Genomic DNA, 12,914 nt, shown 5'->3' on the forward strand with positions numbered 1-12,914 from the left:
TGCCTCGCTGGATGTGTGTGCTGCTCTAACTCTGATTGAAGAACCCTCGCTCCGCGATACGTGCCTTGTCTTCAGCGGTCACCTCAACATTAGCCGGAGACAACAGAAACACTTTATTCGTCACACGCTCGATGCTTCCGTGCAGGCCGAAGATCAAACCCGCCGCGAAGTCGACCAGTCGCTTAGCGTCGCTGTCGACCATCTCGGTGAGGTTCATGATCACCGGAATACCTTCACGGAAATGCTCTCCGATGGTACGCGCTTCGTTGTACGTGCGGGGATGGAGTGTCGTAATACGGGCGAGATCTGCGGTAGCGGGCGCCGGAGCGGGGGAACGTCGCTCATTTCGTGACGGAGAGTGATCAGAGGAATCCGTCACAACATTGTTTCGAGAGTCGTCGCGGGGACTACGATTCCGACTGGGCCGCTCGTCGAGAGGCTCGTCGAAGTCCTCGAAGTCATCGTATTCGTCCGCGTAACGGTGATCGTAACGGTCGTCCTCCACGAGGCCGAGGTAGACCGCCATCTTGCGCAGCGCGCCGGCCATCTCTTGTCCTCCGTCGTCCCTGTGGTGATTCACCGCAGATGACTTGCCGATGGATTCGGTCCCCGTCCACCCCTGAGCGGAGGAGGGAACAGCGTATGCCCCAGGGTTCATCTGGGGACATTACCCCACGATCAACCTCCGATTGCCAAGCAACGCCGTACCTATTCTCAGATGTGTCGCTCCCCGCTCAATTGCGGCTTCTAGGTCTCCGCTCATCCCGGCGGAAATCACCGTGGCATGAGGGTAGCGAGCTTGGAGTTCCTCAGCGACCGTTTTAAGCCGGTCGAAGGCTTCTCGTGGATCACCCTGGCGCGGTGCGACGGCCATCACACCTCCCAGGGCAAGTCCTTCCTCGGCTTCCACTGCCTCCGCGAGGGCGGGCACGTCACCGGGGTCGGCACCGCCCCGGGGGCCTAGGACGCCCTGTTCGGAGTCGGGGTCCAGGTTGACTTGGATGAGGCAGGTCACCGTACGTTCCGCGGCGCGGACCCGGCGTCCCAGCTCAGTGACGAGCCGCATCCGGTCCACGGAGTGGACCACGTCAGCGTAGCGGGCCACCGAGCGGGCTTTGTTTGTCTGCAGTTGACCGACAAAATGCCAGGTGAGATCGAGATCACGGCATTCGGCTGCTTTCGGCGCCGCCTCCTGGTCGCGGTTCTCGCCGATGTCGCGGATACCCAGTTCCGCGAGAAGACGCACGTCAGAGGCCGGATACTGTTTGGTCACCGCGACGATGGTGATCTCCTCGGGCTTGCGTCCTGCCGCCGCGCAGGCGGCAGCGACCCGCTCGCGGACCCGTTCCAGGTTCGCGGCGAGCTCTGCGCGTCGTGCCTCCCCGCTCATGGGACCCTCCAGACATATCCGGCGAACCGTCCGGTGGTCGCGTCTCTGCGGTAGGAGAACAAGTCGGCGCTCTCCCGAGTACACCGACTGTCATGAGTGATATTCGTCACGCCCAAGTTCGTCAACTGTGCGGTGACTCCGGCTCGAATGTCTAGTCCTGGTGTGCCTTCCGCGGTTGTGCAGCGGGCTTCTGGAACCGTGCGGGCCACCCTGTCCTGCAGGTCGCGGGGCACCTCGTAGCAGCGGCCGCAGATCGCGGGCCCCAGGAGGGCAACACACCGCTCGGGGCGCGCCCCGTGCCGGGCCATCTCCGCCACCAGGGCAGGCACCACTCCCGCCGCCATGCCCGGGCGTCCCGCGTGCGCCGCGCCGATCACCCCGGCTGCGGCGTCCGCGACCAGCAGGGGCAGGCAGTCCGCCACCAGCACCGCCAAGGCGAGGCCTGCTTCCGGGGTGACGACTGCGTCGACGTCCCCCGCCTGGCCGGATCCGGTCACGGTCACCGCGGTGGCGCCGTGCACCTGGTTCATCCACACCACGCGGTCGGGGGAGATCCCGAACCCGAGGGCGGCCCGTTTCCGGTTCTCCGCCACCGCTGCAGGGTCGTCACCCACGTGGTCGCCCAGGTTCAGGGTCGCGTACGGCTCCCCGCTGACTCCTCCGGCACGGCCGGTGAATCCGGCGTGTATCCCGGGGGCCAACTCGACCACGGTGCCCGTCACGGGGAGCACCTCCTTATCCGATTCGTGGGGGAGCGAACGGTGCGGCCGGTCCGCGAGGACCGGCCCGGATGCGGCTATTTGAGGAAGTCGGGGACGTCGAGGTCGTCGCCTTCGTCGAAGACGACGCGGCGTCGCGGTGTGGGGATCTCACCGCTGCGGGAGAACGGGCTGTCGGAGACCCGGGGACGGGTGTACCCGCCCTCCCCTCCCATGGGGTAGAGGCCTCCGGGCCGGTAGGGCCGGTCTTCGTCCCGATTCGCCGGCGTGTCCTTGGTCTCCTTGGCCTCGCTGGCTGCCGCGCTGTCCGACTGCGGTTCCTCTGTTGCGGCCGGTTCCGCTGCCGTCTCAGCCCCGCTGTCCGGTTCCGTCGTGGGACGGGGGTCGCGCGCCAGGCTCGGCGTCGGCGGTTCGGAGCGGGGCGGCTCCACGGTACGCAGCGGCGGCGGAGGAGGCGGTGGCGGGGTGAACCGCTCTGGCGCCGCGGGCGTGGTCGGTGCGCTGACCGCACGGGAGGGGGTGGGGGATGGCGACTCCACCTGGGGTTCGTCGAACCCGGCGGCGATAACCGTGACCCGCACTTCGTCGCCGAGCGCGTCGTCGATGACCGCACCGAAGATGATGTTCGCCTCCGCGGCCGCGGAGTTGGCGACGAGCTGTGCTGCCTCGTTGATCTCGAACAGGCCGAGGTCGGAACCGCCTTGGATCGACAGCAGCACTCCGTGGGCGCCGTCGATGCTGGCTTCCAGCAGCGGCGAGGAGATCGCCATCTCGGCTGCTGCGACCGCGCGGTCGTCTCCGCGTGCCGATCCGATCCCCATGAGAGCCGAGCCCGCCCCGGACATGACCGACTTGACGTCGGCGAAGTCCAGGTTGATCAGCCCGGGGGTGGTGATCAGGTCGGTGATGCCTTGCACACCCGACAGCAGCACCTGGTCGGCGGCTTTGAAGGCGTCGAGGACGCTCACCTGCCGGTCCGAGATCGACAGGAGGCGGTCGTTGGGGATGACGATGAGCGTGTCTACTTCCTCACGCAGCATCGCGATCCCCGCCTCAGCCTGGGTGGCGCGCCGCTTGCCTTCGAAACTGAACGGGCGGGTGACGACACCGATGGTGAGCGCTCCAAGGGAGCGAGCGATGTTGGCGACTACGGGGGCGCCGCCCGTGCCGGTGCCTCCTCCCTCACCGGCGGTCACGAAGACCATGTCGGCGCCCTTGAGGACCTCTTCGATCTCTTCGCGGTGGTCCTCAGCCGCCTTACGCCCCACATCGGGGTTGGCGCCCGCTCCCAAACCTCGAGTAAGTTCACGGCCGACGTCCAGTTTCACGTCGGCGTCGCTCATGAGCAGCGCCTGAGCGTCGGTGTTGATGGCGATGAATTCGACGCCCTTGAGACCCTCTTCGATCATGCGATTGACGGCGTTGACACCGCCGCCGCCGATCCCGACGACTTTGATGACCGCGAGGTAGTTCTGCGGTGCTGCCACGACGAGGGGCCTTTCCGCTCGCTTCTTGCCAGCCGCGCCGCCCCTCCGGGAGGATCGGCCGTGGGGGACGTCCCTCCCGGAACCGGTTCGGCGCGAAAGCTGTCCGGTTCTGCTTGCTTCGTGGTTCCGGGCGCCTCCGGGGAGATGCCCGGGTGGGGCATGGACCGTGCGGGCACGTCCACGTCCCGCCCGCACCACCACTGTGGCACGGGAATGCTTGTCGTTATATCAACTAAAGACTGTGCTTTCTGACAGTAAGCCGCCACCCTGGTAACGGGCAACTAACCACCGCTTCAGCCTATCGGCGTGTCGCGCACTTCGGTGTCGGATACGCCAGTAAGCGCACCGTCCATCCCACCCTGGGCAGGCAGGGTTAGGAAGATCACCGGACCACCGCCACCCCTTCAGCGCTCACGTCGTAGTGGCGTCCCGGTTCAGGGGGATGCTGCGCCATGAGCACTTCCAGGGCGCGGGCCTTGTCCGCTGCCCGTTCGGTGTCTCCCCACATCGCTGTGGCCCCGGTGGTGAACTCCAGGGTGAGACGGGCCCGGTCGGTCGCCACCACGGCTGCCACATCCGCGGCCAGAGCGTCGGGGAGTGCGGCAAGCACCAGCGCGCTGTCGGCCACCGCGGGGTTGCCTTCGACGTCGCCGGATACGTGGAGCAGTGGGTAGCCTTCCGGCTCCGCTTCGCTCTTCTCCACCCACACCCCTTCCCAGTCCACGAGGAGGTAGCCGCCGTCTGCTGCGGCCAGCGCGAAGACAGGGACGCGTTCGGTCACCGCGACACGGAGCGTGGCGGGCCAGCCGCGCTGCACGTCCACGGAGTCCACGAGGCGCAGTTCGGACACTCGCGCCGCCACAGCGTCGGTGTCCACCCGGGCCAGCGGGGTCCCCGGGGTCACGTCCACGGCCGCCAACACTTCGGTCTCCGCGAGGCGGTCCAGGCCGGTGACCTCAATCTGGCGGACGGCGAGCAGGCGCGAGCCGAACAGCACCCACAGCACTGCCCCGACCAGGCCGCTCACCAGCAGGATGATGAAGGCGGCCTGCCACGGGTCCGGCCGGGACGCGCCCTCGTCGGAGACCGCTGCGCTGCTCCGCTCTTCGACCGTCACCCTCCTCCCTCCGCTCCCCGGTGGTCGACTGCGGCAGCATACCGCGGCGCCCGCGCCGGGCCCGGCTTATCCGAGGGCTTCGACGATGCGCGGGCCGAGCTCCGTCACGTCCCCGGCGCCCATGGTCAGCACGATGTCGCCTGGCTGCGCCACCGACACCACGCATTCGACCGCGGCGTCGCGGTCGGGACGGTAGTAGACCCGGTCGTGGCCGATGCGCTCGGTGATTAGCTCGGCGGTGACCCCCGGCTCGGGGTCTTCGCGGGCAGCGTAGATCCCGAGGACGACGACCTCGTCCGCCTTGGTGAGCGCGGCAGCGAACTCTTCGGCGAAGATGCGGGTCCGGCTGTACAAGTGGGGCTGGAACAGCACCACGATCCGGCCGGCCTTCCCGCCCTTGGCGGCCTGCGAGTCGAGTGCGGCGCGTGCGGCGTCCAAATCGGCGGCGATCTCGGTGGGGTGGTGGGCGTAGCTGTCGTAGACGCTCACCCCGTTCGCTTCGCCCTTGAATTCGAAGCGGCGGGCCGCCCCCGCGAATTCGGCGAGTCCTTCCACCGCGACTTCAGGGTCGTAGCCGATGGTGTCGGCGACAGCGACAGCGGCAGCGGCGTTGAGCGTGTTGTGCCGGCCGGGCAGGGGAAGGGTGCAGTGCACCGGGTCCCCGGTGGGCGGGTCGATGGTGAACATCGTGGTGAACCCGTCCACGGTGATGTCGCGGACCCGGTAGTCGGCCGTGTCGGCTTCGCCGTAGGTGAGGACTTTCAGCCCCCGCTGGCGGGCGACCTCGGCGACCCGGCGCGCCCCCGGGTCGTCCACCCCTACCACCACGGTTTCGGACACGCGGCCGATGAATGCGGCGAACTTGTCGTGGATCTCTTCCAGGTCGCCGTAGTTGTCCAAGTGGTCGGCTTCGACGTTGGTGATCACGGCGACGCGGGGCGAAAGCATGAGGAAGGAGCCGTCGCTTTCGTCGGCCTCCACCACGATGATGTCGTCCGCGCCCGCATCAGCGCCGAGCCCGGTGGTGACCAGCTGCCCGCCGATGACATACCCGGGCATGGCCCCCAGGTGCTGCAACACCACGGTGATCATGGACGTGGTGGTGGTCTTGCCGTGGGTTCCCGCGACGGCGACCCCGTAGCGGCCCAGCAGCAGTGTGCCGAGGGCCGCGGCGCGCGGCAGGATGCGCAGGTTGCGGGCGCGTGCTTCCACGAGCTCCGGGTTGGTGTCGCGGATCGCGGAGGAGACGACGACCGTGTCGGCGTCCCCCACGTGCTCGGCGGCGTGGCCGACGTGGACGGTCGCGCCGAGCTCCTCCAGTTCCCGGAGCAGGGCGCTGTCCCGTGCGTCACTGCCGGACACTTCCACGCCGCGCTGCAGCAGCACGCGCGCGATTCCGGACATGCCCGCGCCCCCCATGCCGATGAAGTGGACGCGGCCCAGCTTGTCGACTTCGACCGGTTCGGTCGGTTCGACCAGGCTCATCGGGTGTCCCCCGATTCCTCCGAATAGTCGATGGGCATCTCTGGAGTCGGCCGTTCCCCGCGGGCGATCGCGATGACCTCGCGGGCCAGCGCCATGTCGGCGTCCCGGCGTCCCAGCCGCGCCGCGGCCTCCGACATGGCCACGATTCGATCAGTGTCTGTGAGCAGCGGGATGAGGTGCTCTCTGATCCAGTCGCGGCTCAGCTCCGAGTTGGCGACCATGAGGCCGCCGCCCGCCTGCACGATCGGTTCAGCGTTGAGCCGCTGCTCCCCGTTACCGATCGCGAGCGGGACGAACACGGCGGGCAGGCCCACCGCGGTCAGTTCCGCACAGGTGAGCGCCCCCGAGCGGCACATGGCGATGTCGGCCGCTGCGTACGCGAGCTCCATCTCGTCGACGTAGGGCACCACCACGTAGGGCACGCCGCCCCGAGTGCGGTCTTCGGGGCCGTCCGCGTTCTTGGGGCCGACCACGTGCAGCACCTGGATGCCTGCCTGGTAGAAGTCTTCGGCGCTGTCGAAAGCGGCCTGGTTGATGGCCTGGGCCCCCTGGGAGCCGCCGAAGATCAGCAGGGTCGGCAGGTCGGGGCGGAGCCCGAACTTGGAGCGGGCTTTGTCGCCCACAGCGAGCCGGTCCAGGTTGGAGATCCGGGTCCGCAGGGGGATGCCGATGTAGCGGCCGTTGCGGATCTCCGTGTGCGGATGCCCGGTGAACACGTGGGGGGTGAGCCGGGCGCCGAGCCGGTTGGCCAGGCCGGGCAGCGGGTTGGCTTCGTGGACCACAATCGGGATGCGGCGACTGCGTGCAGCCAAGTATCCCGGGGTGGCCACGTAGCCGCCGAAACCGACCAGGATGTCGGCCTGGACACGGTCCAGGTGCTTGGCTGCGGTGCTGATCGCGTTGGCCAGCCTGCCGGGGACGGAAAGCAACTGGGGGGTGAGCTTCCGGGGCAGCGGGACAGCGGGGATCTCCGCCAGTTCGTAGCCCCGCATGGGGACGAGCCGCTGCTCCAGTCCTCGCTTCGTACCCAGGCACAGCACCTGGGTGTCAGGGTTGATCCGCCGTAGCGCATCGGCCAGTGCCAGTGCGGGTTCCACATGTCCGGCCGTGCCGCCGCCGGCGAGGACTACCCTCATCGTCGCCGATTCCTCCTCGCTTGAACCTGCGTCGGGCGTGTCTTAGGAGCCCGGTCAGCGCCTGGGGCTGTGCGGCCCGCGCTGTTACCCAGGCCAAGCCAGCTTAGAGCCCTTTGGGGGTATGTAGGGCCTCGAGCACTGAGTGCGCTGCGTGCGGCGGGCTCGTTCCGGGCTAGCGCCAGTAGGACCCCCATGCCCAACATTGTGGGGATGAGTGACGATCCCCCGGCTGAAACGAAGGGTAGCGGGATGCCCGTCACCGGGAGCACCCCGATGACCGTGCCGATGTTGACCATCGCCTGCACACAGATCCACGTGGTGATCGCCACCGCGGACAGTCGGACGAACGGGTCGGTGGTCCGGGCCGCGACCCGCAGCCCCGAGTAGCCGAGAACCCCGAAAAGCCCGATCACCAGCAGCGTACCGAGCAGGCCGAACTCTTCGCCGATGATGGCGAAGATGAAGTCGCTCTCCGGGTGGGGCAGGTGGCCCCACTTCTCTCGGCTCGCCCCGATACCGACGCCCAGGAGGCCGCCGGTGCCCAGCGCGTACAGGCCGTGCAGCAACTGGTAGCCGCTGTTGAACGGGTCGGCTTCCGGGTTGAGGAAGGCGGTGAGGCGTTTCAGCCGGTAGGGTTCGACCGCGATCATGATGGCGACCAGGAGTCCGACGAGGCCGACCACTCCGAAGAACAGGCGGCCGGGGGCGCCGATGATCCACAGCAGCGCCACGAGGACAGCCATCAGCACGAACGAGGTGCCCAGGTCGCTGCCCATGAGGACGAGCAGCACCAGGATTCCGCAGACGGGCAGCAGCGGGACCAGCAGGTGCCGCCATTCGGTCAGTTCCCGGAGTTCTTCTTTGCGGGCCAGCAGGTTCGCTCCCCACAGCGCGAAGGCGAGCTTGGCTGGTTCGGACGCCTGCACGGTGATCCCGCCGATGTTGAGCCAGCGGGTGGCCCCGTAGTATTCGACTCCGCGGAACGTGGTGATCACCAGGAGCACGATGGACACCAGGAGCAGCGGTCCGCCGAGCAGCCGCAGAGTCCGCGGAGGCAGCCGGGAGGCCAGCAGCATCAGCGGGATGCCGATGAGCGCGGCAACCGCCTGCTTCAAGAAGAGGGAGAACGCGGAGCCGGTCTCGGTGTAGGAGTCGACCATGGAGGAGGACAGCACCATGACCAGGCCGAGCACGATGAGCAGGACGCTGCTGCCGACCAGCAGGTAGTAGGAGGTCAGGGGACGGTCCAGCAGCCGGGTGAACTCCTTGACCCGGCTGAGCACGGCGCCGTCCGTCTTCGCGTTCCGCGTTCTTCTGCGCGCGCCGGCGCCTCTTCCCCCCGTAGCCGAGGAAACCGGTGTGGTGGCCGCCATGTCCCTCCTCCCTCCCACGCCGCCTGAGCACTCCATGGGGTGCGTGATGCACCGTGCTGCACCAGTTTGGCGGTTAGCAGGGCCGAGGACATGCACATAACCGGCGTGTTGGGGTTTTTTCTGACTCCATGTCTTCGCAGACGCACCGGCCCGCCAAAAAGTTCACGGGTTTTCGGCGGGGCCGGTGGCGGTTGAGGGTTCAGCCGGCGAGTGCACGGACTTCTCGGGCGAACGCTTCACCCCGTTCGATGTAGTTGGTGAACATGTCCATGGAGGCTGCTGCGGGGGCGAGGAGCACGGTGTCGCCTTTCTGGGCGAGCCGGGCCGCGGCGGCCACCACTTCAGCCATGGCGCCTTCGTCGGTGCGGGCCACGTCCACGACAGGCACGTGGGGGGCGTGCGTGTCGAGCGCTTCCCGCAACTGGTGCCGGTCGGCGCCGAGCAGGACGACGCCGCGCAGCCGGCTCGCGGCCTGCCGCACCAGGCCGGTGACGTCGGCGCCTTTGAGGAGGCCGCCGGCGATCCACACCACCGAGGGGTAGGCGGCCAGCGAAGCGGCGGCGGCGTGCGCGTTCGTCGCTTTGGAGTCGTCGACGTAGTCGACCCCGTCGATGGTGGCCACGTGGGCGATGCGGTGCGGTTCGGGCTGGAAGTTCCGCAGTCCGGTGCGCACCGCCTCCGGGGCGACGCCGATCGACCGGGCGAGTGCGGCGGCGGCCAGCGCGTTCGCCACGTTGTGCGGTGCGCGGGGGGTGACGTCGGCCAGGGTGGCGAGTTCGGTGGCCTCGGTGCGCGGGTTGGCGACGAAAGCGCGGTCGACGAGCAGGTCCTCGACGAGTCCGAGTTCTCCGGCGCGCGGCACGTCCAGGCTGAATCCGACGAGCGGTGCAGCGGGGTCGCCGTGGGTTTCGGCGAGCTCGCGCAGCGCAGGGTCGGCGGCGTTGACGATGCGGATGGTGCCGGCGCCGTAGACCTTGGCCTTGGCGGCCGCGTAGGGTTCCATGCCTCCGTGCCAGTCCAAGTGGTCGGGGGCGAGGTTGATGATCGCGGCCGCGTGCGGCTGCACGGTGGCGGACCAGTGGAGTTGGAAGCTGGAGAGTTCCACGGCGAGGATGTCCCAGCGGTCGGGGCCGTCGGCGAGCGCCGCGTCGATGACGGGGGTGCCCACGTTGCCGACGGCGAGGGCGCGCCGCCCGTCGGCCCGCAGCATCGCTTCGAGCATGCGCACCGTGGTGGTCTTGCCGTTGGTGCCGGTGACGGCCAGCCAGACCTGGCCGGCGGGGCGGAGCCGCCAGGCCAGTTCGACGTCGCCGATCACCTCGACCCCGGCGTCGGCCGCCGCGACCAGGACGGGCGCGTCGGGCCGCCAGCCGGGTGAGGTGACGACGAGGTCGGTTCCCGCGGGGAGTGTGGTGGGCTCACCGAGTTCCACGGTGGCGCCGAGTTCCCGCAGGGTGCGGGCGCGTTCCCGGTTCACGTCGTCGTCGCGGCCTTCCACGACGGTGACGTGCGCCCCGTGTTTCAGCAGTGCTCGGGCGACAGGGGGTCCGGAGACCCCCAGTCCTGTGACGCAGACCCGGCGTCCCCTCAGCTCCATCGCGGTGTCACTCATCGCTTATCGAGGCATCCATTCCAGGTAGAACAAGGCCATCGCTGCGGCGACGAACAGCCCTTGAATGATCCAGAACCGGATCACGATCGTGGTTTCGGCCCACCCTTTCAGCTCGAAGTGGTGCTGGAGGGGCGCCATGCGGAACACCCGTTTCCCGGTGAGGCGGAAGGAGCCGACCTGGATGATCACCGAGGCGGTGATGAGGACGAACAGACCTCCGATGACCAGCAGCAGCAGCTGGGTGCGGGTGGTGATGGCCAGTCCCACGAGCAGGCCGCCGAGCGCGAGCGAGCCGGTGTCGCCCATGAAGATCTTGGCGGGGGGTGCGTTGAACCAGAGGAAGGCGATGCACCCGCCGAGCGCGGCTGCGGCGACCACGGCCAGGTCGAGGGGGTCGCGCACCGTGTAGCAGTTGGGCTCCAGGGCGTTGATGCAGCTCTGGCGGAGCTGCCAGTTGCCGATGATGACGTAGGCGACGAGGGAGAGGATGGTCGCTCCGGTGGCCAGGCCGTCGAGGCCGTCGGTGAGGTTCACCGCGTTGGAGGTGGCCACGATCAGCAGCAGCGCCCAGATCACGAACAGCCACACGGCCATGGGGGGACCGAAGTCGCGCAGCAGGGACAGGTGGGTGGAGCCCGGCGTGTAGGTGTAGGAGTTGGGGAACATGGTGACGCCGATGGCGAACCCTACGCCCACGATGATCTGGCCGAGCATTTTCGCACCGCTGCGCAGGCCCAGGCTGCGGCGCTTGTAGATCTTGATGAAGTCGTCGAGGAATCCTACGCAGCCCAGCCCGACGAACAGGAGGATCACCAGCACGCCGGAGACGGTCGGCGGTGTCATGGTGACCGCGTGCGCGCCGAAGTAGCCGACGACCGTGCCGAAGATGATGGCGATACCGCCCATGGTGGGCGTGCCCTGCTTGGTCTTGTGGCCTTGCGGACCGTCGTCGCGGATCTCTTGTCCAAACTTGAACCGGTAGAGGATCCTGATCAGAGGGGGCAGGAGGAGGAAGGAGACCAGCAGGGAGATCCCCGCAGCTGCGATGATGCCGGTCATTCAGCCGCCTCCACATCGATCAGCTGCTCGGCTACCTGCTCCAGCCCAGCCACTCGTGATCCCTTCAACATGACGATGTCCTTGGGTCTGAGACGCTCTTTGAGCACCGCGACCGCCTCGGTCACGTCGGCGACCGTGACGGTCTCCCCTTTCCAGTCGGCAACGGAGGCGGCGCCGTCCGCGATGCTCGCGGCCTGCTCTCCGACGGTGATGAGGACGTCCACTCCGCTTTCGGTCACCAGCCGTCCGATCCGTTCGTGTTCGGTCCGGTGCGCGGAGCCGAGTTCGGCCATGTGGCCGAGGACCGCGAAAGCGCGGCGGCCGGAGGCCAGCGTCGCCAGGGTGCGCAGTGCCGCACTCATGGATTCGGGGTTGGCGTTGTAGGCGTCGTTGACGATGGTTACGCCGTCAGGCCGCTCGGTGACCTCCATGCGCCAGCGGCTCACCGGTCCGGCTTCGCTCAGTGCCGCGGCGATAGCGGTGACCGGTTCGCCGAGTTCGCGGAGGACTGCGGCGACGGCCAGGGCGTTGTGCACTTGGTGGGTGCCGACGAGCCGCAGACTCACGGGGGCGGTGTCCTCGCCGATGGCGAGGGTGAAGCGAGGACGCCCGCGTTCGTCTAGGGCGATGCCTTCAGCCCGCACGTCGGCGTCGGGGGCCAGGCCGTAGCTCACGACTCGCGCTGCGGTGCGCGAGGCCATGCCGATGACGGCGTCGTCGTCGGCGTTGAGGACGGCGACCCCTCCTTGCGCGGCCGCGGGAAGCGCTTCCACGAGTTCGCCTTTGGCCTGGGCGATGGTGTCCCGGCTGCCGAACTCGCCCATGTGGGCGCTGCCGACATTGAGCACGACTCCGATGCGTGGCGGCGCGATCTGGCACAGGTGCGCGATGTGTCCCACGCCGCGCGCGGCGACCTCCAACGCGATGAAACGGGTGGTCTGGTCCGCCCGCAACACGGTGAGCGGATGACCGATTTCGTTGTTGAACGATCCCGGGGGCGCGACGGTGGGGCCGATCCGCTGCAGCGTCTGAGCGAGCAGGTCTTTTGTCGTGGTCTTCCCCGACGACCCGGTGACGCCGATGATGTCCGCGTCGGGGAGTTCCGCTACGACCGCGCGCGCCAGCTTCGCCAGTGCCGCTACTACCGCGTCGTCGCCGCCGTCGACGAGCAGATGGGGCGCGTCCACGGGGCGGGAGCACAGAACGGCTGTCGCTCCGGCTCTGACCGCGGCCTCAGCGAAGTCGTGGCCGTCGACACGGCTGCCTCGCAAGGCAACGAACAGCGAACCAGGAGCGGCCTCCCGCGAGTCGATGACCACCGGGCCGTCGACAGTGTCCGTGGGCTGCGCCGATCCGCGTAGTCGTGATCGGGTGATCTTGGCGATCCGATCGAGCGTCAGCGCGATCAAATCCACTCCTCATGTCGGGCCCGGTCCACCACGCTGGAAGCGTCGTGATTGCCAGTGAACAGCGTGCGAGAAATGGGGATGCTGCCCAAAAGCCGCGAAAGCGGCATGCGGACGCCACGGTGCCGGG

General features: G+C 68.3%; 11 protein-coding genes. All 11 read right to left on the reverse strand.

Annotated elements, in window-relative coordinates:
* Positions 1-25 precede the first annotated feature (25 nt).
* Positions 26-547 carry a cell division protein SepF gene (locus CW348_RS02820; protein WP_104612572.1) on the reverse strand — a complete coding sequence of 174 codons (522 nt, stop codon included), beginning with the start codon at positions 545-547 and terminating at the stop codon, positions 26-28.
* Positions 548-667: 120 nt separating this feature from the next.
* Positions 668-1,390 (reverse strand): YggS family pyridoxal phosphate-dependent enzyme, encoded by a 723-nt coding sequence (locus CW348_RS02825; RefSeq protein ID WP_011291562.1) that lies wholly within the window; start codon positions 1,388-1,390, stop codon positions 668-670.
* Positions 1,387-2,112, reverse strand: coding sequence for a peptidoglycan editing factor PgeF (pgeF, locus tag CW348_RS02830; RefSeq protein WP_038043535.1), 726 nt, complete (start codon positions 2,110-2,112; stop codon positions 1,387-1,389). Before pgeF ends, CW348_RS02825 begins: the two co-directional genes overlap by 4 nt.
* A gap of 74 nt (positions 2,113-2,186) precedes the next feature.
* Positions 2,187-3,596: a cell division protein FtsZ gene (ftsZ, locus tag CW348_RS02835; protein ID WP_011291560.1), complete on the reverse strand. Its 1,410-nt coding sequence runs from the start codon at positions 3,594-3,596 to the stop codon at positions 2,187-2,189.
* 382 nt (positions 3,597-3,978) lie between these two features.
* Positions 3,979-4,713, reverse strand: a complete 735-nt coding sequence (locus CW348_RS02840) for a cell division protein FtsQ/DivIB (protein WP_061783583.1) — start codon at positions 4,711-4,713, stop codon at positions 3,979-3,981.
* A gap of 66 nt (positions 4,714-4,779) precedes the next feature.
* Positions 4,780-6,198 carry a UDP-N-acetylmuramate--L-alanine ligase gene (gene murC, locus CW348_RS02845; protein ID WP_104612573.1) on the reverse strand — a complete coding sequence of 473 codons (1,419 nt, stop codon included), beginning with the start codon at positions 6,196-6,198 and terminating at the stop codon, positions 4,780-4,782.
* Positions 6,195-7,334 (reverse strand): undecaprenyldiphospho-muramoylpentapeptide beta-N-acetylglucosaminyltransferase, encoded by a 1,140-nt coding sequence (gene murG / locus CW348_RS02850; protein ID WP_011291557.1) that lies wholly within the window; start codon positions 7,332-7,334, stop codon positions 6,195-6,197. The genes murC and murG overlap by 4 nt, the downstream gene beginning before the upstream one ends.
* On the reverse strand, positions 7,331-8,707 hold the full coding sequence (ftsW, locus tag CW348_RS02855) for a putative lipid II flippase FtsW (RefSeq protein ID WP_011291556.1): 1,377 nt from the start codon (positions 8,705-8,707) through the stop codon (positions 7,331-7,333). The genes murG and ftsW overlap by 4 nt, the downstream gene beginning before the upstream one ends.
* Positions 8,708-8,906: 199 nt before the next feature.
* On the reverse strand, positions 8,907-10,319 hold the full coding sequence (gene murD / locus CW348_RS02860; RefSeq protein ID WP_041427854.1) for a UDP-N-acetylmuramoyl-L-alanine--D-glutamate ligase: 1,413 nt from the start codon (positions 10,317-10,319) through the stop codon (positions 8,907-8,909).
* Positions 10,320-10,322: 3 nt separating this feature from the next.
* Positions 10,323-11,378 (reverse strand): phospho-N-acetylmuramoyl-pentapeptide-transferase, encoded by a 1,056-nt coding sequence (gene mraY, locus CW348_RS02865; RefSeq protein WP_011291554.1) that lies wholly within the window; start codon positions 11,376-11,378, stop codon positions 10,323-10,325.
* Positions 11,375-12,787, reverse strand: coding sequence for a UDP-N-acetylmuramoyl-tripeptide--D-alanyl-D-alanine ligase (murF, locus tag CW348_RS02870; RefSeq protein ID WP_011291553.1), 1,413 nt, complete (start codon positions 12,785-12,787; stop codon positions 11,375-11,377). The genes mraY and murF overlap by 4 nt, the downstream gene beginning before the upstream one ends.
* Positions 12,788-12,914 lie beyond the last annotated feature (127 nt).

This window comes from Thermobifida sp. (assembly GCF_017577275.1).
In the GTDB taxonomy this organism is placed as follows: Bacteria; Actinomycetota; Actinomycetes; order Streptosporangiales; family Streptosporangiaceae; genus Thermobifida; species Thermobifida fusca.